The 19,535-nt window shown below is 60.1% G+C and carries 20 protein-coding genes; 9 read left to right on the top strand and 11 right to left on the bottom strand.

What is annotated here, in order from left to right; all coding sequences use genetic code 11:
• Positions 1–22 precede the first annotated feature (22 nt).
• Positions 23–1,633 (bottom strand): SpaH/EbpB family LPXTG-anchored major pilin, encoded by a 1,611-nt coding sequence (locus QP884_RS11065; RefSeq protein ID WP_284822044.1) that lies wholly within the window; start codon positions 1,631–1,633, stop codon positions 23–25.
• A 522-nt stretch (positions 1,634–2,155) separates the two neighbouring features.
• On the opposite strand from QP884_RS11065, the gene srtB reads away from it, so the two are divergent.
• Genes srtB through QP884_RS11050 form a run of 3 tightly spaced genes read left to right on the top strand, consistent with a single transcriptional unit; the run spans position 2,156 to position 4,138 of the window.
• Complete coding sequence (gene srtB / locus QP884_RS11060; protein ID WP_284815043.1) at positions 2,156–3,145, top strand: class B sortase SrtB; 990 nt, start codon at positions 2,156–2,158, stop codon at positions 3,143–3,145.
• A 31-nt stretch (positions 3,146–3,176) separates the two neighbouring features.
• Positions 3,177–3,377, top strand: a complete 201-nt coding sequence (locus QP884_RS11055) for a hypothetical protein (protein ID WP_284815044.1) — start codon at positions 3,177–3,179, stop codon at positions 3,375–3,377.
• Between the two features lie 50 nt (positions 3,378–3,427).
• Complete coding sequence (locus QP884_RS11050) at positions 3,428–4,138, top strand: ASCH domain-containing protein (protein ID WP_284822043.1); 711 nt, start codon at positions 3,428–3,430, stop codon at positions 4,136–4,138.
• A 240-nt stretch (positions 4,139–4,378) separates the two neighbouring features.
• On the opposite strand, the gene QP884_RS11045 is transcribed toward QP884_RS11050, so the two are convergent.
• Positions 4,379–4,561, bottom strand: a complete 183-nt coding sequence (locus QP884_RS11045; RefSeq protein ID WP_284822042.1) for a hypothetical protein — start codon at positions 4,559–4,561, stop codon at positions 4,379–4,381.
• A gap of 170 nt (positions 4,562–4,731) precedes the next feature.
• Here QP884_RS11045 and QP884_RS11040 point away from each other — a divergent pair, with 170 nt between their 5' ends.
• Both QP884_RS11040 and hrpB read left to right on the top strand, forming a co-directional pair.
• Entirely contained in the window at positions 4,732–5,397 is a 666-nt protein-coding gene (locus QP884_RS11040; RefSeq protein WP_284822041.1) for a sugar O-acetyltransferase, read from the top strand.
• A complete protein-coding gene (hrpB, locus tag QP884_RS11035; protein ID WP_284822040.1) occupies positions 5,398–7,665 on the top strand; it encodes an ATP-dependent helicase HrpB in 2,268 nt (755 codons plus the stop codon).
• On the opposite strand, the gene QP884_RS11030 is transcribed toward hrpB, so the two are convergent.
• On the bottom strand, positions 7,666–8,436 hold the full coding sequence (locus QP884_RS11030) for a TSUP family transporter (protein WP_284822039.1): 771 nt from the start codon (positions 8,434–8,436) through the stop codon (positions 7,666–7,668).
• A gap of 121 nt (positions 8,437–8,557) precedes the next feature.
• Here QP884_RS11030 and QP884_RS11025 point away from each other — a divergent pair, with 121 nt between their 5' ends.
• Positions 8,558–9,649, top strand: a complete 1,092-nt coding sequence (locus QP884_RS11025; protein ID WP_284822038.1) for an AbrB family transcriptional regulator — start codon at positions 8,558–8,560, stop codon at positions 9,647–9,649.
• Here QP884_RS11025 and QP884_RS11020 read toward each other — a convergent pair.
• Together QP884_RS11020 and QP884_RS11015 are read right to left on the bottom strand one after the other, a co-directional pair.
• Entirely contained in the window at positions 9,646–11,316 is a 1,671-nt protein-coding gene (locus QP884_RS11020) for a DUF885 domain-containing protein (protein ID WP_284822037.1), read from the bottom strand. The genes QP884_RS11025 and QP884_RS11020 overlap by 4 nt on opposite strands.
• 69 nt (positions 11,317–11,385) lie before the next feature.
• Positions 11,386–11,955, bottom strand: a complete 570-nt coding sequence (locus QP884_RS11015; protein WP_239194666.1) for a TIGR00730 family Rossman fold protein — start codon at positions 11,953–11,955, stop codon at positions 11,386–11,388.
• A gap of 108 nt (positions 11,956–12,063) precedes the next feature.
• Here QP884_RS11015 and QP884_RS11010 point away from each other — a divergent pair, with 108 nt between their 5' ends.
• Positions 12,064–13,197 (top strand): ROK family transcriptional regulator, encoded by a 1,134-nt coding sequence (locus tag QP884_RS11010; RefSeq protein WP_284822036.1) that lies wholly within the window; start codon positions 12,064–12,066, stop codon positions 13,195–13,197.
• On the opposite strand, the gene QP884_RS11005 is transcribed toward QP884_RS11010, so the two are convergent.
• From QP884_RS11005 to amn, 6 genes are all read right to left on the bottom strand, one after another.
• Positions 13,180–13,776, bottom strand: a complete 597-nt coding sequence (locus QP884_RS11005) for an HAD-IA family hydrolase (RefSeq protein ID WP_284822035.1) — start codon at positions 13,774–13,776, stop codon at positions 13,180–13,182. The two genes, QP884_RS11010 and QP884_RS11005, sit on opposite strands and share 18 nt — an antisense overlap.
• Positions 13,777–13,789: 13 nt before the next feature.
• On the bottom strand, positions 13,790–14,143 hold the full coding sequence (locus QP884_RS11000) for a hypothetical protein (protein WP_284822034.1): 354 nt from the start codon (positions 14,141–14,143) through the stop codon (positions 13,790–13,792).
• Between the two features lie 82 nt (positions 14,144–14,225).
• Positions 14,226–14,726 carry a ferritin gene (locus tag QP884_RS10995; protein WP_179387230.1) on the bottom strand — a complete coding sequence of 167 codons (501 nt, stop codon included), beginning with the start codon at positions 14,724–14,726 and terminating at the stop codon, positions 14,226–14,228.
• Between the two features lie 285 nt (positions 14,727–15,011).
• Positions 15,012–16,493, bottom strand: coding sequence for a SulP family inorganic anion transporter (locus QP884_RS10990; RefSeq protein ID WP_284822033.1), 1,482 nt, complete (start codon positions 16,491–16,493; stop codon positions 15,012–15,014).
• A 21-nt stretch (positions 16,494–16,514) separates the two neighbouring features.
• Complete coding sequence (locus tag QP884_RS10985; protein WP_005326355.1) at positions 16,515–17,027, bottom strand: phosphoribosyltransferase; 513 nt, start codon at positions 17,025–17,027, stop codon at positions 16,515–16,517.
• Between the two features lie 73 nt (positions 17,028–17,100).
• Complete coding sequence (gene amn, locus QP884_RS10980) at positions 17,101–18,504, bottom strand: AMP nucleosidase (protein WP_284822032.1); 1,404 nt, start codon at positions 18,502–18,504, stop codon at positions 17,101–17,103.
• 343 nt (positions 18,505–18,847) lie between these two features.
• Here amn and QP884_RS10975 point away from each other — a divergent pair, with 343 nt between their 5' ends.
• Positions 18,848–19,093 (top strand): CopG family transcriptional regulator, encoded by a 246-nt coding sequence (locus tag QP884_RS10975; protein WP_284822031.1) that lies wholly within the window; start codon positions 18,848–18,850, stop codon positions 19,091–19,093.
• Positions 19,090–19,332, top strand: a complete 243-nt coding sequence (locus QP884_RS10970; RefSeq protein ID WP_284822030.1) for a toxin — start codon at positions 19,090–19,092, stop codon at positions 19,330–19,332. Before QP884_RS10975 ends, QP884_RS10970 begins: the two co-directional genes overlap by 4 nt.
• Positions 19,333–19,535 lie beyond the last annotated feature (203 nt).

The raw sequence follows: 19,535 nt of genomic DNA, 5'->3' as shown, positions 1-19,535 counted from the left end.
GTTTTACCGATTCAGCGGGCTATTAGTTCTTAGCGCCGCGGCGTGCGAACCATGCACCGGCTGCCACGATGGCGGCACCGATTGCGGCCAGGATGCCAACACCCATGCCACCGGTCATCGGCAGGTTCGGGGTGGTGTCGTCAGAGTTAACGACCTCACCCTCGTTAGCACCAACCTGGACAGAAGCCAGCTCGTAGACACGCTCCGGGGTGGTCTCCGAAGCAACCAGCTTGAACTCGAGAGCCTCCGGGAGCAGCTCCTTGCCCTTCGGCGCCTTGACCTCGATCAGGCAGTAGTGAGACTGCTCGCCAGCGGCGACCTCAGCATTGTCTTCGAAGTCATTGACGTGGAGACCAGTGATCTTGACAGTACCGTCCTGGCCAGAGACGAAGGTGGTCTTAACCTGGCCATCCTGCTCACCGTTGACCGGAGCCCAGGAATCCTTCTTGGTGGTGTCGATGTCGGAGCACTGCTGGCCAGCAGCCTGGCGAGCAATCTGGAACTCGGCGCCTTCCAGACCGTTGCGGTCGCCATCGACCTTCTTGAACTGAAGGCCGCCCCAGTAGGTCTTGACCTCCGGGGTCTCCTTCGGGGTCTGGCTCTCGGAACCATCCGGGTTGTTCTGGAAGACCAGGGCCTTATTCGGCGCGATATCGGTAGCGTTCTTGAACTCAGGCTTGAGCGTAGTCGTGATGATTACCTCAACCTTGTCGCCGGCCTTAAGGGACTTAGCAGTTTCCTCATTCAGGGAGACGTCGACGTTGTTGCCCTCGTAGAACTTCCCATCAACGTCCTGCGTCGGCTGAATCTCCTGTCCAGCGACCTTCACCGTCACATCGGTGATCTCGAGCTTCGGATCAATCTGGTCCGTGATCTGGAACTGGGTGCGCTCAGTGTTCGGCTTCAGCTGACGAGCGGTACCAGTGACGGTGTAGACCAGATTTTCGTCGCCAGCATTCTGGTCCTTGTCCTTGACGGTCTTGGTCGGTTCTTCGTCCTTGTAGTTCTTCGGGAAGGCGTGGACATCGTAGTTCCAGCTAGTGCCCTGGTTATCCCCACCGTTATCCGCGGTCATTGGGACGAATGCGATGAACGGAACAGCCGGGTCGTAGCCCTCCTTCGGGGTGGTCTCCACGACGAGGTAGGCACCGAGCTCCAGATCCTTACCTACCTCCCAGGTGCCGTTTTGACCGGTCGTGCCAGAAGCGACCTTGGTGAGGACCCCAGCCGACAGGCCATCCTTGAGCTGCGCCCCCTGGGAGAAGTCTGCAGCCTTGAGCTTGGAGGCAGCGACGAGCCCCTCATTCGTGGTGACATCGATGTCGGTAGCGCCATCCGCAGTCTTGTTGATCTTGTACACGGTGAAGCCGACACCGTCCAGAGCCTCGCCACCGTTGCGCTCGACGTCTTTCGCGTCTTCAAGAGTACCCGACGGGGTACCTTCATTGATCGGGTTGCCGAACTTGTGGATGGTCAGTGCACCCTTGGCGTTCTTATTCACCAACGGGGAGTCGCCGGCAGCCTGGTTGATGGCAGTGTCCTGAGCGATTGCAGCCGGGGCAGCGATACCCAAGGAGAGACCAGCGACGGCGGCGAAAGTGACCGAACGAATGGTCAGAGTGTTCTTCTTCACTGGAGTGATTTCCTTTACATCAGTAGTGACTGGAGCGCGTAGCACCCCTCGACGTTCAGCGACCCACTCCGGTTAGCTACTTTTAAGCTTGCCGCCGTTTCAACCACGACACCTTAAAATTCGCTGGTGGTCACACGCGCCCCAAACCCCATTGTTGACATATCACTTTTGTTGTGATATCACCAATTCTCGGGTTTCAGCCCCGCAATTCCCACCTAGTGAATCGCACATCATTAACTTATCACTTCGACACCCCTCAACAGCTAAAATAATTAAGACATGCCTTATTGATCCTCCCAACACAAATCTGGCTGGCGCGACTCAAAATCGCTCCTGACCTAGACTGTTGAACAGTTTTTCGCTCTAAGCGCACCAGTAATATACTCCCCCACATTAGGGTAAAAAGTGATAAACATCTCACAGCAAAAATTACGCTTTTTGTAACCTCGCAGCGAAGAATAGACTCCAACTCTCCACGTTCCACCGGAGCGAGCCCCAACCCCTCAGTAGAAGTTAAGGCCTATGACAGACCAACCCCCAACGCCGAACACGACGGACGCGACCCCGCCCCGCCAAGACAAGAAACTGAACACCAACGCGATCATTGCCGTCGTCCTCATTCTCGCCGGCCTGGGCGTACTGTTATACCCGGTGCTTTCCACCCAGTGGAATAACTACCAGCAGTCCCGCGCCGCCGAAGCCTACTCGCAGCTGGAAAAGGGCGTGCCCCCAGAGGTCCTCAATAAGGCCTGGGAGGAGGCGCAACAATACAACGCCAACCTCGGGGATATCGATCCCAGCGATGCGTGGACCAGCTCCGACGACGAGAGCTCCCCGGCGTATCAGCGCTACCTGAATTACCTCTCCGTCTTGAATGAGACCGAGGCCATGGGCCGCATTGTGCTGCCCTCCATAAATTCCGATCTGCCAATCTTCCATGGCACCTCCGACCGCGTGCTGGCCCGCGGGGTCGGCCACCTTTACGGCACGGACTTGCCTGTTGGCGCACCCGGCGAGCTCGGCGAGGATGGCGCTATCCCGCCCGCCCCACCAGAGGGCCGACTCTCCGCGCTTTCTGCTCATACCGGACTGCAGAACGCCACCCTGTGGGACAACCTCGACCAGATTGAGAAGGGCGACCCGGTCTACGTCGCCGCGGCGGGCGAGAAGCTGAAGTACGAGGTCCGGGACATCGAGGTCGTCACCCCGGATAAGACCAGTCTGCTGCGCCGCACGCCGAATAAGGACTTGGTCACGCTCATCACCTGCACCCCCTATGGCATCAACACCCACCGGCTGATCATCACCGCCGAGCGCGTGCCGATGGACCCGCAGGAAGAGTCCGTCTTCGACGGGCAGGGCACAACCTGGCAGTGGTGGATGTGGGCCATCCTCGCTGCCGCGGCAATCATCGTGCTGCTGCTAATCCGCTGGTGGTGGAAGAACTTCCGCAAGCAGGAAGGCGAGGAGGGCCCCGCAACCTCCGGCGCTGGGGACACCACGGAGAGTTAACGGGCTTTTGCCTGGTGCGTTGATTAACATCATGAACTCATCCTCCTCTCAGGCTTCTACTACGCGCCGCCTCACCACCACCTGCGCAGTCGCCCTGGCGGTGGACACCGCCGCAACCCTGGCTACCGCGCCAGCCTTCGCAGCGCCCCACCCGGTGCAGGATCCCCGGGGTTTCATCGTCTCCCCGGCGCGCTTGATTTCAAGTGGTCGTGGAAACCCCCAGTGTTCCTGATCTCCGTCGTCACCTAGATGAAGCGCGTTGGCAGTTATTACCCTTAAAGAGTGATTACTAACGAACTTCGAAATTTGCTGGCCAAAGCAACCACCCATGCACAGCGTTTTCAAGACGGAGAAGACCACACTGTAGCCGCAGCACTCCTTACCAAATCAGGAAAACACGTACTCGGTTTGAACGCGCACCACTTCCTTGGTGGTCCTTGCGGGGAAGTCTCGGCTTTAGCCAACCATGCTGCTAGTTATCCAGAGGACCCAATCCAAGCAGTAGTCGCTGTATACGGACCTACTGGTCAAGTTATTCCTCCCTGCGGTAAGTGCCGCCAGGTACTTTTTGATGTTGATCCGTCCATTCGCTGTATCGTGCGCGGAAGCAATGGGCTTGAAGCACCTGCTGTGAAAGAGCTTTTACCGTTCGCATTTAACTGGCGAGATATGGAAAAAGAACAGCGCATCTACATGTGGGAAGGCTACGAGGAATCAATTCGTAGCGGAGAAAAGCAACAAACCATCCGCGTAGATGATCCTTTCCATGAAGGAAGTGCCCAAATTGTCTTCGAGAAAGAATCTGGAGAGATCGTCACCATTCCTGCACAGGTCACGGCCGTTTCCTCTACCCAGCGAAGTGAATTGTCGGAAAAGCAAGCTAAAAATGACGGTTTTGGCTCTCTTTCCGAGCTTCAGGAAGCGCTAGATACTCACTATCCCGGATTAGGTGACGATGACGAAGTAGACGTCGTCGAGTTCAAACTGCGGTAATCCATCCATACCGAAAGGTGGAATAGCCCTCCTCCCCACGTGCAGAATTCACCTCATCGATAACGTCATCCTTGCGGGGTGAAGATTGCGGGAGCTACCGCTGGGGGTCTTCTATTTCCCTTATCCAGAAGTTCATCATCTCACCGATAGGATCCGAGGAGGAAAACACTTCGCTCGCTATTTCCCTAGGAGACCAAGTATCCGGAAGGTCTTGAAATCCTGCGCCGATCTTTCCAAGCGTCACTGCTGAAGAGTTTTTGATTGCGCTGAGGATGGTAACGACATCATCATACGTAGCATAAACGAGTTTTTCCCATTCGCCCCAGTTGCATCAGCAATACAGATCCAGTCGTTAAGTTCCGCCATATCGCTCAAAATATTATCGACGATTTTTCTTGAATCTGTTTCCATATGCTCACTCATTGTGCTTGGCCTTCTACTAACACTCAACCTTAACTCTGAGAATCAGCAACCGCTTTGCCAATGTCGTCTACAAATTTTATCGAGCCAACAAAAGCGGCATGTGAGTTTGTGATTTACCGGAACCTAAGTGATTTCCGCAGATACTTATTAAGCACCACCCACCCTCTACAATGACACCCATGGATGCACAGGAGCGGCAGGACTTGGAACGCTACGGCTCATGGCAGCGGATGACCGGTGGGGAGTGGTTCCTGCCGAGCATGCCGGAGGCGAAAGAAGAGCACCAGCGCACTTTTCGCTTGGTTAAACAGCTCAACGAACTACAGAATACGGACCAAGAGCGTGCCGAAGGCATCCTGCGCGAGATACTGCCGGAAGAATCTGCGGTGCCGGGCCTGCACGTGCCGCTCAACCTAGAGTATGGCTGCAATCTAGTATGCGGCGAGCGCGTCTTCATTAATTTTGGCGCTACCATTTTGGCCCAGGCCACGGTAACGCTCGGTGATGGCGTCATGGTGGGCCCCAATTGCTCCCTGATTACGGTGGGGCATCCGGTAAACGATCATGAGATGCGCGCCGGCGGCTGGGAGATAGCCAAGCCCATCACCATCGGTGATAACACGTGGCTGGGTGCCAATGTCACCGTGCTGCCGGGCATCACCATTGGAAAGAACTGCGTCTTAGGCGCAGGCACACTTATTACCACCGATATCCCGGATAATTCGCTGGTCCTGGGATCACCCGGCCGTGTGGTGCGCAAGCTGGAAGACAATGAAGAGGTCTGGGAACGCCAGGATCTCAACGGTCCTGTCGAAGGTTTTGGAGCCGCGCACTAAATGTTTGATCTCGCTCGCATCGGCGCGGGCTTGCCCGTAGCCGAGACCATCGATTCGCTGCCTGAGACCGGAAACGTCGTCATCCAGGCCCCGCCCGGTACGGGTAAGACCACACTCGTGCCACCGGCGCTGGCCAATCACGCGGCAGGGCGCGGCAAGGTCATCGTCACCGCCCCACGCCGTGTGGCCGTGCGCGCGGCCGCGCAGCGCTTAAGCACACTTAGCGGCACCCCGGACAAGGTCGGCTTCGCTATCCGGGGCGAGTCCCGCAAGGGCAGCGAGGTCGAGTTCGTCACACCGGGTGTGCTGCTGCGCCGCCTGTTGAAGGATCCGGAGCTCGAGGGCGTGTCCGCCGTTGCCATTGATGAGGTCCACGAGCGCCAGCTCGATACGGATTTGGTGCTGGGCATGTGCCTGGAGCTGGCCGAATTGCGTGAGGACTTTCGCGTCATCGCCATGTCCGCCACCGTGGATGCGCAGCGCTTTTCCCAGCTTATGGACGCGCCCGTGCACGTGACCGAGGCGGTGACCCATCCGCTCGATATCCATTACGCGCCCATGCCCGGCAGGGCGGCGGGAACGAGGGAGTTTTATGGGGACGTCGCCAAGCAGGCAGCCCGCCAGCAGGAATCAACGCTGGTCTTTGTGCCCGGCGTGCGCGAAGTAAACCTCGTCTGTGAAGCGCTGCAGGGCCATAATGTGTTCCCGCTGCACGGCAAGCAGACCACCGCGGAGCAAGACGCCGCGCTATATACCGATGAACAGCGCATCGTCGTGGCTACCTCTATCGCGGAGTCCTCGCTTACCGTGCCGGGCGTGCGCGTGGTGGTAGATGCCGGGCTTTCCCGCGTTCCCCGGCGCGACACCCAACGCGGCATGTCCGGGCTAGTGACGGTGTCTACCTCAAAGTCGAGTGCCGACCAGCGTGCTGGTCGTGCCGGCCGTGAGGCACCGGGCACCGTTATTCGCTGCTATTCGCAGGACGATTACCAGCACTTTTCCCCGCACACTACTCCGGAGATCCTCTCCGCGGACCTAACCCAGGCCGCACTGTTTTTGGACTGCTGGGGCGCGGGCCCCGATTTCCCGCTGCTCGATCCGCCGCCGGCCCAGGCCCTCGCATCCGCGCAGGCAACGCTCAAGCGCATTGGTGCCACGCAGGAGCTCGCCCTCCTGCCCACCGATCCGCGCCTCGGCGCCTCCTTGCTCCGCCACGGCAGCCAGGCCGCGCCCATTATCGCCTCGCTTGCCGACGCCCCCTTAACCCCCGATCTCACCCGTCACCGCCCACCTCAAAATGAGGTCAAGCGGCTTGCACGTCTCGTAGACGATCTCGGCCCCGCCGATCCCGGAGAGGTTGTTGCCACCGCCTTTCCCGAGCAGGTGGCCAAGCGCATGGGCGAAGATTACCTGCTGGCCAGCGGCACCCGCGCCCGCCTGCTCGATAACTCGGGCCTGGCCGGCGCCCCGTGGCTCGCCATCGCGGAGGTATCCCTGTCCAACGCGGGCAACGCCATCATCCGCTCGGCCGCCCGCATCGAGGAAACCGCAGCCATCGAGACCATCGGCGTCACCGAGGAAACCCGCGCCTTCCTGCGCGATGGTCGCGTGCGCGGCATCAAGGTCAAGGCTGCGGGCGCCATCACGCTCTCTGAAACCCCGGTCAAGGTCACCGGCCCCGCGGCCGAGGAGGCGCTTGCCGCCGGCATCCGCGAGGAAGGCTTGGGTCTTTTCACCTTCAGCAAGAAGGCCCAGAGCCTCAAAGACCGCCTGCGCCACCTGCACGCTCACTACGGTAATCCTTGGCCCGATGTCGATTCCGCGGATCCTGCCGAGTGGCTCGGTCCCGAACTGCATAGCATCGCGGAGGGAACTCCCGCCGCCAAGCTCGACATGTACCCCGCGCTACAACGCCTCCTGCCCTGGCCGGAAGCCACCCACCTGGACGAGCTCGCCCCCGAGCGCCTTCCGGTGCCCTCCAGCCGCGATGCCGCCATCGACTGGTCCGGCGATCGCCCCGTGGTCCACATCAAGCTGCAGGAATGCTTCGGTCTGGCCGAATCCCCCGAATATTGCGGCCACCGCGTGCAATTCCACCTCCTCTCCCCCGCCGGCCGCCCGCTCGCGGTGACCGATGATCTCGCCAGCTTCTGGTCCGGTCCCTATGCTGGCGTGCGCGCCGATATGCGCGGCCGCTACCCCAAGCACCCCTGGCCGGAAGACCCGTGGAATGCGGTGGCTACCGCGCGCACCAAGAACCGGATGTAGTTATGCCCACTGCTGCCAGCCCAGGTAGCAGCTCATGACCACGACCAGGATGAGCAGCGCGTAGCGAATCAACTTGGCGCCGCCACCCAACACGGTGCGCGCGCCCAGCTGCGCGCCGGCAATATTCGCCACCGCGAGCACGATCCCGAGCGTCCACCACACGTGACCACCGAGGGCGAACACGACGAGCGCACCTAAGTTGGTGGCGGTATTAACCACCTTGGCCATCGCCGCAGAGGTCAGGAAGCTTTGGGCAAAGATAGAGGTAAAGGCCATGATCAAAAACATGCCGGTGCCAGGCCCAAAGATGCCATCGTAGAAGGAAAAGATGCCGGAGAGCACGAGGACCACCACGGTGCGCCAACCGCCGCGGACACCGGCGGCGTCGCTGCTGCCAAAGTCTGGCTTGAAGGCCACGAAAATCCCCACGGCCACCATGAGGACGATGATGATGGGGCGCATAACGTCTTTGTCTAGGCTCGAGGCCACGCTGGCTCCCAACCCAGAACAGACCAGCGCGATGAGGATAAAGCGCGCCATTTCCGCCTTATCTAACTTCACCTTGCGCGCAAGGGTCACGGCTGCCGAGCCGGTGCCGGTTACCGAGGCCAGCTTGCTCGTTCCCAACGCCGCCGCGGGTGCGAGGCCGGGAAGGACTGCGAGCAGCAGCGGGATGAGGATCAATCCTCCACCGCCGATGACCGCATCGATCCATCCCGCAGTCGCGGTACCGAGAAAGAGAATCACCCACTGCGCCACATCGATTTCCATGCCCCCGATCATAAATCTTTAGTCATGTATTGTGATAACCCGCCTATACAAATCTCCCCACTGTAGAGGGAGGAAAGGGCGCTACACTCTAGTCGCAAAGATGTTTCGAGGAGGACAGGGCATGGCCACACGGCAGGACAACGCTGGACTTGATGCCCACACAGTAGCGCGGTGGGCCATCGTTGTCCCGGTCTCTATTCTTTTGGGCTGGCTGTTTAGCCTGTGGCACGTGCCCGCCGCGTGGATTTTGGCGGCCATTATCTCCTCGGGCGCGATGGCCCTCATTACGGGCGAGGATCTCCAGGTCAACCGGACTTTTTATAATATGTCGCGCGGATTTATCGGCATGATGGCAGCGCTTCCCCTCACCGTAGTGCCGCTGGGACAGCTGGTCGGTTTCCTACCCGCGGCCGTGACCATGTCCTTCGTCACCATCATGGTCGGCATCGTCGGCGGCCTGCTGCTGCACCGCGCGCAGCCGCGCGATGTGTCCTCAGAGACCGGCATTTTATCCATGCTGCCGGGTGGTGCCTCGCTGATGCCCGCGCTTGCCGACGAACTCGGTGCCGACTTCCGCTACGTCGCCCTCACCCAATACCTGCGCTTATTGGTGGTCTCGGTATCGCTACCGGCCGTCGTCGCGCTCCTTGATACCCCGGCCGGTAAAGGCGCAGACCTCACGGTGGAGGGAGAAACCACGTGGTGGATCATCGCGCTGGTCCTTGCCATCGCCTTCCTGGGTGAGAAGGTGGGAAAGCTGCTGCACCTTCCCGCCACGGCCGTGCTCGGCCCCCTTCTGCTGACGGTGCTGGTCTCCTTCGTGCTGCCGGAGGGCCACACGCTCGAGCCGCTCTACGCCTTCAAAGTGATGGCATTCTTATCCATCGGCTGGGTCTGCGGTGGCCAGCTCTCGCTTCCGGCACTTAAGGCCTTTGCCAAGCAATTGCCCGCCACGGTTCTTTTCATCGTGGTCATCATCGGCATCTGCGCGGCCACCGCCTGGCCGCTGACTAAGTGGCTACACATCTCCTACTTTGAGGCCTACCTGGCCACGAGCCCCGGCGCGCTCGAGACGGTGCTTGCGCTCTCGGCCGAGGGCGGGGCCGGGCCCGCGGTCATCGCGGTACAGCTCACCCGGCTCATTGCGGTACTAGTCATCGCAGGCTACCTGCCGCAGCTGCTGCGGCTGGCGAAGCGCCTGCTGCGCCGCTAGTTACCCAGCACGGCCTCGCGCAAGACGGACATCGGCACGGAGCCCAGGGCAAGGGCCTCGGAGTGGAACTCGCGCGCGCTCATACCCTGCTTCTCGGCCTCGGCGCGGGTTTCCTGCCACAGGCGCTGGCCCAGCGCATAGGACGGCGCCTGGCCCGGCCAACCGAGGTAGCGGTTGACCTCAAAGTTGAGGTTGGCATCATCCATGGCGGTGTTTTCGCGCATGAAGGTCTTTACGTGCGCCTTGTCCCAAACGCCGGAGGTAGAGCAATCCGGCAGCTGCTTGCCCAGGTGCAATCCGATGTCCACGACCACGCGGGCGGCGCGCAGGCGCTGCGCATCCAACATGCCCATGCGGAAGCCCGGATCATCCATGTAGCCCAGCTCGGCCATGAGCTGCTCGGCGTAGAGCGCCCAGCCCTCGCCGTGGCCGGAGTTCCACGTCACCGCGCGGCGCCACAGGTTGAGGTCTTCTTGCACCAGCGCGGAGCCGAGCTGCAGGTGGTGGCCCGGCACGCCCTCGTGGTGGACGGTGGTCAGCTCCTGCCAGGTGTGGAAGGTGTCCTGGCCCTCCGGCACGGACCACCACATGCGGCCCGGGCGGGAGAAGTCATCGTTCGGCGGGGTATAGAAGATGCCGCCGGTACCGGCCGGATCGATGCAGCACTCGATCTCTTCTACTTCCTCCGGAATATCGAATTCCTTGCCGTTGAGCTCGGCAATGACGCCATCAGCGGTAGACTGCATCCACTCCACCAGCGCATCGGTGCCGCGCAGGGTGTAGCGTTCCTCGTGGTTAAGCTTGCGCATCGCCGAGCGCACCGAGCACTCGGAGCCGTAGAGCTCGTGGGCGATCTTTTCCTGCTCCGCGCGCAGGCTGCGCACCTGGTCCAGGCCCCATTCATAGGCCTCGTCGAGGTTGACGGCATCGCCGACAAAGAGCTTGGAAAAGCGCTCGTAGCGCTCGCGGCCCACGGCGTCCTTGTTGGGTGCTTGGGGCTGCAGGTCATTGGAAAGCCAATCGGAGAACTCGCCAAAGGCCTCCTTAGCCTGCTGCACCTCGGCGGAGTCGGCGTCGAGGCCGAGGGACTCGAGCATCGAGTCGGCGTCGGCAAGCCGCTCGCACTGCACAATGACCTCAGAGATCTGGCGGTGCGGTGCCACCATGCCGTGGGAGGCCGCCTCCTCTAGGGAGCTGCGGTAGCCGGCCAGGGAGGTCTTCACCTTGGACAGGCGGGAGCGGATGGCATCGCGGTCTTCGTCCGTATCCTGCGGCATGAGCAGCAGGGTATCGCGGATGGTCTGCACCGGGGAGGCGATGTTATTCAGGCAGCGTACATCCTCGCTGTGGTGGTGCAGATCGAGGTCAAGGCAGAGGCGATCGCGCAGGACGGCCGCGGTGACATAGTCCACGTCATCAAAGTCATCCTCATCATCGGACTCATCGGTGGTGTCATCCAGGGCATCCAGGTCCGCGACCATTTCGCGGGTGCGGTCTGCGATGGCGGTGAAGTACTCGGGGGAGAAATCCTGCAATTCGCCCTCGTAGCCGTCAATGCCCCACGCGGTGGCGTCGGTGGGGGAAAGCTCGGCTAGGTCGTGAACGAAGTTATCGCACGAAGCATCCAGTAGAGAGGGCTGGCGCTTAGCGGTCTGCTCAGAACTCATAACGAGGAAGTCTATCCCTAAGTATCGCCTATAGGCCACCCGGGCGGGCGGAAGTTGCGAACTTGTTAACTAATCGTTGTCCCACTTTGTTCCGGGGTAGCTCCAGCCGCTGAATTTATCCAGGATATCCTGCGGTTTCTCCTCCATCACCAAGGCATCGACAAAACGCGGCAGGATGAAGCCGGACTCGGCCATGGCGGCGTACATGGCATAGAACGGGCGCCAAAAGTCCTCCGTATTAACAAGGCCTACCGGACCGCGGATGTGGCCCAGCTGCTGCAAAGTGAGCACCTCGGTGAGCTCTTCGAGGGTGCCGACGCCGCCGGGGAGGCAAATATAGGCATCGGCAAGCTGCTCCATGCGGGTCTTGCGCTCGGCCATGGAGCCGACCACCTCGAGGGTGGTCAGGCCGGGGTGGGAAATCTCCAGATCCACCAGCGACTGCGGCATCACGCCGGTGACGGTACCGCCGGCGGCCAGGCAGGCCTCTGCTACCTCGCGCATCAGGCCGATATTGCCGCCGCCGTAGACCAGGGTCAGGCCTCGTCGGGCCAGCTCCGCGCCCAATTCCTGTGCCGCCTGCGTATAGGCCGGCGAGTTTCCTGTTGCTGAACCACAATAAACCGCTACTGACTGCATGCTCTCCAGCATAGATATCTGCGCAGCCACCACCACCTTTAGACCATTCGGTACATGGTGAGTTTATGAGATTAGACAAAGCAGTCTGGAATATTTATACTTCTTTTTATGATCAAACCTGGTCCAGTGTTCACGCGCCCCCGCACACCGGCCGCAAAGTGCCTTCATTTGGTGCGCCTGAACCCGATCATCACCCGGAGCGAGCTGGTGGAAGCCACCGGACTTTCCCAGCCCACCATCACGCGCGCTACTACTTCTCTACTCAACGCGGGCCTCATCCAGGAACGCACCGACCTCACCCAGTCCCGCGGGCGCGGCCGGCCCACCGTGCCGCTTGAGGCGGCCGATAATGACTGGGCGCTCGGCGGCATTTCCGTGGGCACCAAACAGACCTACATCGGCCTCTATGACATCAAGGGCCGCACGTTGAGCGAAGAGGAATTGACCACCCCGGTGGCTAACCTCAGCGAGGATGACTTCCTCGAGCACATCATGGCCGGCATCAACCGCATGATGACCAACCTGAACCACCGCCTGGCCTCCCTCGGCGTGACCACCTCCGGCACCGTGGATGACAACGGCCTGGTCACCGCGGAAAACCTCAATTGGCACGGCGTGGACATTGCCGAGCGCCTGCGCTTCCAATTCGGCGTACCCGTGGTGGTCTCCTCCGCCATCCCGGCCATCCTCGGCTCCGAAACCCAGGCGGCCGAGATTGGCGCCAGCGAGCGCGTCCTGGTCCTCTTCGCGGACGATTCCATCGGCTCCGCCCTCTCCGTGGAGGACGAGGTCAGCCCCATTATTCCCGTGCCCCCGACACACTCCGAGCTGCTGGGCCACGGCGCCTCCGAGCACCTGCTGGCCACCCAGCACATCCTGGAGGCGATACGCCATGAGGGCGTGGAGGCAGCCTCGCTTGCCGACGCCGCCCAGGCAGCCGACTCCCACCCCGCCGTCCGCGCCATTTTGGACGAGCGCGCCCGCCAGTTGGGCACCATCACCGCGGAACTGGTCAAGGCCCACTCCCCGGCCACCGTGGTTATCGCCGGCGGCGCGTTTACCGACGACCCGAAAGCCCCCAAGCAATTCGCCGCCACAGTCCGCGCCTCCGCGGGCGAAGAGCTGCAGCTGCGCATGATCCCCGGCCATAAGGAAATCGTCCGCGCGGTAGCCCGCACCGTGGCCACCGATCAGCTACTGCGCCAGCCGCTGGATCTGGGCCGCTCACTCCAGCACGCTTAGCACCTCGCGTACCGAGTCGATGCCGCGGAAAAGATGGGCGTTGAGCCCGCAGTAGTTCGCGCCTTCCACGTAGTCGATGCGGTCATCAAAATAGTGCGTATCCTTCGGCTGCGCGGCGAGCGCATCCACGGCCACCCGATAGGCTTCTGGGTGCGGCTTAGCCACGCCAATATCGCAGCTAAACGTCACCGCCGCGCAGTCCTCCAGCCACGGCTGCTTCTTTCGCACCTGGCCCGCCAGCGTGGTGGGGATATTGGACAAGATGCCCACGCTATAGCCTTCCCCGATAAGCCCCTTGACCAGCGCGACCATCTCCGGGTCCACCTCCAGGAGGCCACTGTTTTCGCACGTTACCGCCTCCGCGACGGAAACCTCCCCTAGCCCGGCGCGGGCCGCTACTTCGTTCCAGTAGTGGCTATCGCTAAAAATGCCGGCATCGTAGTCCGGCCGATAAAACCCGTAGGCCTCCCACATCGCCTCTGTATCTGGCGGTGCGAGGAGGCGCTCCAAGTCCGCATGGCTTTCTGGGGTGGCCGGGCGCATGAGCACGCCGTACATATCAAAGAGGAGTTTGGGCATAACGGGTGCCAGTTTATGCGCGCTTCGGCGCTTGGGTCAGCACGGCCACGATCCCCACGCCCGCACCAGCCACAAAGAGAGGCAGCATCGCAGGCGCCTGGTCCATGGACAGGGCGAAGATTCCGCCGATGGCGCCAATAATCAGCATGCCGCCGAGGCTGTAGAGCGAGCGCGTGACTCCCCCACGCTTGCCGGCCACGCCATAAACCAGCAGTGCGAGCCCGGCGAATGGGCCGAGCATCAGCGCCGCAGTGGTCAGAAATACCCCCAAGGCCATGTGCGTGGACATGATTGCGGCTCCGACGATGAGGAAGAGCGCCAGAACTAATAGGGTGATGGCGCACAAAGCCTTGCGTTGCGTTGACATAGAAACAATCCTCCCACCGCACCGCAGTGCCATGGGAGGATTGAGCTAAATCTTGATGGGTTTGTTATTCACCCCAGCGCGCTTAGGCAGCGCCGCCATCGGGGCGGCCGGCCAGGCGCTCATCGATGCGCAGCAGGCCAGAGCCGTCATTGCCCACCAGCTTGATCTGGTCCAGAATCTCAGAAACGGTAGCTTCTTCTTCTACCTGCTCGCTTAGGAACCAGTCAACGAGCTGGCGGGATTCCAGATCCTGTGCGTCCAGCGCCGCGCGGGCGATGGTGCGGATCTCCTCGGACACCTTCTGCTCGTGCTCGAGGGAAGCCTGGAAGGCATCCTGCGGGTTAGCGGCCTTGACGGAGCCAACCGGGATGTCATTGAGCTCTACGCGGTAGCCGCGGGAGAGCAAGTGGTCCGCAATCTTCTCGGCGTGCTCGCGCTCCTCGGCGGCCTGGCCCATGAACCAATCGCGCATGCCCGGGAAGGAGAGGTTATCCATCTCGAAGGCCAGCTGGGTGTAGACCATGGAAGCGCCGTATTCGCTAATAACCTGGTCATTCAACAGGGTTTGCAGCTTCTCGTCCATTGTAAAAACCTTTCTGTGTGGGGAAATTAATTAGTGCTAAGCACCACACTACCGGAGAATCTCCCGCGATCCAGCAAGGCCTACTTAAGTAAACTTGCACGTCATTATGCTTTTTTAGATTGGATAACCTAAGTTAGCCAAGACAAAGCTAGCCCCCAAGCGCGGGCAAAGTTCCCCTAAGAACTCGAGGTCATCGCGGATACTCTGCTTTTATGCCGACGCGAGTCCGCGGCCAGCTCGGCATCTACTACTTAAGCCCTCGCACTCTAGGCTACAAATGTGACTTTAATCACCCAAACGGCCACTCAGGCGATTCAGGCGCTGCGCGCTCGCCCCTTCCAGGCCACGGAACTCTACCTCGATGCCACGCTCGGCGTATTTCTTCTGCACCGCATCCAACGTCGCCACCGTAGAGGCGTCCCATACCTCGGCCTTGCTCATATCAATCACCACGCGCTGGGTATCCAGCGTGTAATCAAAGGCATAGACCAAATCATTTGAGGAGGCGAAGAAGAGCTGGCCGCGCACCGCATACTCGGCATCGCCCACGTGCTCCACCTCCACCAAGTGGGCCACGCGGCGGGCAAAACCGATCGAGGCCGCCACCACGCCGAGCACCACGCCCACCGCCAAGTTATGCGTGGCCAGCGTGCCTACCACCGTCACCAGCATCACCAGCGTTTCTGATAGCGGCATGAGCTTCAGCGTGCGCGGGCGAACCGAATGCCAATCCACCGTCGTTGCGGCCACGATGATCATCACCGCCACCAGCGCGGCCATCGGAATGCGGCCGACGGTCTCGCCAAAGAGCAGGCAGAGGATGAGGAGGAAGACGCCCGCGAGGAACGTCGACAAGCGCGTGCGCGCCTGGGATGCTTTCACGCCGATCATGGTCTGGCCAATCATGGCGCACACGCCCATGCCGCCAATGGCCGCGGCGAGGATATTGCCCACGCCCTGGCCAAAGGACTCGCGCGTCTTATCGGAGTGGGTATCCGTAATGTCATCGACCAGCTTGGCCGTCAGCAGCGATTCCATCAGGCCTACCAAAGCCATGCCAAAGGCATACGGAGCAATAAGCTGCAGAGTATCCAGGTTCCACGGAATATCCGGCACGAAAAGCCCCGGCAGCGAGGTGGGCAGCTCGCCCTGGTCCGCCACATCGGGCACCTTCCACCCAGCCGCCACGGCAATGATGCTGACCACCAGAATGGTAATCAGCGGGGCGGGAATCACCGTGGTCAACCGCGGTAGCCCCAGCATGATAGCCAGGCCAATGGCCACCAGCAGATACACCATCCACGGCACATCAATAAGGTGCGGCAGCTGCGTAGTAAACATCATGATGCCCAGCGCATTCACAAATCCCGTCATCACCGAGCGCGGGATAAAGCGCATGAGCTTGGCCACACCCACCGCGGCCAATACCACCTGCATAATCCCCGCCAAGAGCACCGCGGCGACCACATAGTCATGCCCATGTTCATGCGCGAGCGGTGAGACTACCAAGGCCACTGCACCGGCCGCGGCGGAAATCATCGCTGGCCTACCTCCGGTAAAGGCGATGGACATGGCCATCACCACGGAGGAAAACAATCCCACCCGCGGATCCAACCCTGCGAGGATGGAAAAGCTTAAGACCTCCGGGATCAAAGCAAGCGCCACTGCCAATCCGCCGAATACCTCCTTGCGCAGGCGCGCAGGCGAGGAAAATGCATAACGAAAACTGGCGATGACGCCGGTAGGGGCAGGCTGTTCTTTAATCACGCCTGCACATACTAGTGGACTTTAAGAGCCTTCCTTAAATGAGCCATCCGCGGTGATCACGGGCAGCACGGACCACGCGAAGTTGATCCACTGATCGGTCTTCTTCCACGAAAAGTCCGGTTCAAAAATGGTCTTCGGTTTGGTGTAAATGACGGCCGAGCGCACCTCGTCTGCGGTTTCCTTAAGCAGATTAACCACCAGATCCAGGGTCTTGCCGGAGTCCGCGACGTCATCTACCACCAATACCTTCTTGCCCTTCAGCGAATCCGTGTCCAGCTGCGGGGACAAGATGATCGGCTCTTCCAAGGTCTGTCCGATATCGGTGTAGAACTCCACATTGATAGCGCCCATGGCCTTCACACCGATGGCATAACCGATAGCACCGGCTGGGATCAGGCCGCCGCGGGCGACGCCCACGATAAGGTCAGGGAACCAACCAGATTCCACAATCTGTTCCGACAGGTTACGGCTCGCCTCGCCGAAGACCTCCCAGGTGAGGTTTTCCCGGTCCGGGTGGATCCAATTTTCAGTCACGATTGTGTGGCTCCTTTTGCGTCATGGGATTTCTTTGTAGTTTAACGAGCATTGCCTGCCAAAGAAAAGGCACCTACCGGAATGGAACCTCGCCCAAAGTCCGGCGCAACTTGCGCGTGCGCAGGCGCTCCGGATTTTCGGCTAGATGCTCCATCGCTCGCACCGCGCACATCACGTGAGCTTCCTTCGAATTGGAGTAGAAGGCCTGCGCCTGGGCCGGCAGCTTCGGCACCGCGTGTAGCGGCAGGTCAGAGACCGAAAGGAGAGTTCCATAAGGAACGCGGTAGCGGTAACCATTGGCCGCGAGCGTGCACGATTCCATATCTACGGCCACCGCGGTGGAGGTACGCAGCCACTCCCACAAATCCCGGTTAGTGCGCCACTCCCAATTGCGATCATCGGTGGAGAGCACCGTACCGGTGCGCATGAGCGAGTTGTCGTCGCCGTACACCGCCTTCACCGCAGACTCGAGCATGCGCTGCACCTCCGGAATCGCAGGGATGGGAGAGGTCGCCGCAACCTTCTGATCCAAGATGTGGTCATTGCGCTGATAGGCATTGCCCAAAATGAGGTCACCGATGCGCATGCGGCCATCCATGCCAGCGCAGTGCCCAATCATGATCCATGCCTCTGGGCGTAGCACTGCCAAGCAATCCGTAATGGTCTTGGCATTCGAGGGGCCTACGCCGATATTGATCATCGTGATGCCATCGCCACCGGCAGTGATTAAATCAAAGCGCGGCATTTGGAAGCGAGAAGTTAAGGTCAGACCGTCCACATCAAGGTCCACCGCATCATTGGGATGGATGGTCTCCCCATTGGGCAGCACCAAGGCGGTATAACGCGAGTCTTCCTTGGTCAGCTCACGCAGACCAAACTTCACAAACTCGGTAGTGTGCATCGCGTAGTTAGTAAACAGAATGTATTTCTGCACCGTATCGACCTCGATGCCGGTGTAATGCTCGATACGCGCACAGGCGATATCGAAGCGCTGGGCTCCAAAGTGGAACAGCGGCTTTTCCTCGCCATGGAAGGCATCCCATTCACCATCAATGATCGCATCGTTGACCTCATCCAACGTCGGCCGCGGAATGGGCCCGCGCTCCTGCGGGGCCGTGGCGGTGTCCTTGATGTACTCCGGCGGAATGCGCTGGTCCGACTGGCCAACAAAAATATCGCACGGATAATTGCCCGCCAAGCGGGTGAGCTGCTCGTGCAGGTAGTCCCGGATAATATGCGGCTTGGAAATGACCGCCGAATACTTGCCTGCCTCGTTGACGTAGCCGAAGGGCTCGGAACGATCGATCGGCTGCCACTTGCGGATATCCACCGTGACCTTCGGATAAACCACGTAGCGATAGTCATCCAGGTTTCCTGATTCCAACGTCTTGCGGGCAAGCTCGCAGGAATTCTCATAGAGCTCAATCAGGCGGTTTACCGCCTCATCAACGGAGTGGACATGCTGCAGGTCGGTCATAGACGTGAGTGTAGCGGGGACTTAGCAGCGCGGCAGCGGTCTGCGCTCTTCATTCTTCTTTTGGCCACGGCTTCGGCGATGTCGCTGCTGATACCACTGCCAAAAAAGGAAGGCGCCGGAAAGACAACGAGCCAGGGCCTGACCCCCGGAAAGTGGACACGTCTGGGATCAGGCCCTACCCAGGCCCGACCCTATTACGCCGATTAGCCACAAACTGAATAGGACCAAAGAGACTGCCTATCCCGGCATTGTCTCTTACGCCGCTCCTGTGAGTGTTTGATTCCCGCCGAGTGTTAATGCGGAAAGTATCGACAGTAAACTATTTTCGTTATACGATATTTTCATGCCTGTGAACATCACTCAAGCCCAACTCGACACTTGGGTTTCCGAAGCCGAAGAAGGCTACGACCCAGAAGTGTTGAAAAAGCGCGGACGCGGACGCCCCGGTCGCGGAGCAGAGCCTGCTCAGGTCGTCGCTGTACGCCTCACCACCGAGGAACTTAGCGCTCTAGACCGGCTGGCAACGAAAAAGAATCTCACCCGATCTGAGCTTGTTCGCCAAGCAATCAGCACGCTCACGGCGGCATGAAGGCTGCCAAATCTGCCACTAAACACGGTATCGCAGAAGCCGATGGAATCCATGCGGCTTCCTATCCGCTGTGGATAGAACCTCTTGACGATAACCCTAGCCAGTGGAGAGAACTCCGCCTCGGTTTTGATACCCATGCTCGGCTGCTGGAAACCGTCGTTATTGTTGCCTCCGATGGGGACGAACTATTAATCCATGTGATGAAAGCTCGCCCTCACTACAGCAAGCTCCTCGAATAAAGTCCTGTTCCCCGCCAGTAGTAGGAGTACTGACTGCCATACATCCCCTACTGCTATCGAGAAGCAGAAACCAAGGCTTTCTGCGATTTAGGTTTCATCTAACTGCCTATCGGCAGAGGAATCGTATACTGAACTGCTCCCCATTAGTTGGACTGAGAAATCAGTTTCCGATTAGTGGGGAGTAGTTTTCATTGAGAGCTCGA

The organism is Corynebacterium tuberculostearicum (assembly GCF_030229345.1).
Classification (GTDB): Bacteria; Actinomycetota; Actinomycetes; order Mycobacteriales; family Mycobacteriaceae; genus Corynebacterium; species Corynebacterium tuberculostearicum_G.
This window is presented reverse-complemented; position numbering and strand designations above follow the sequence as displayed.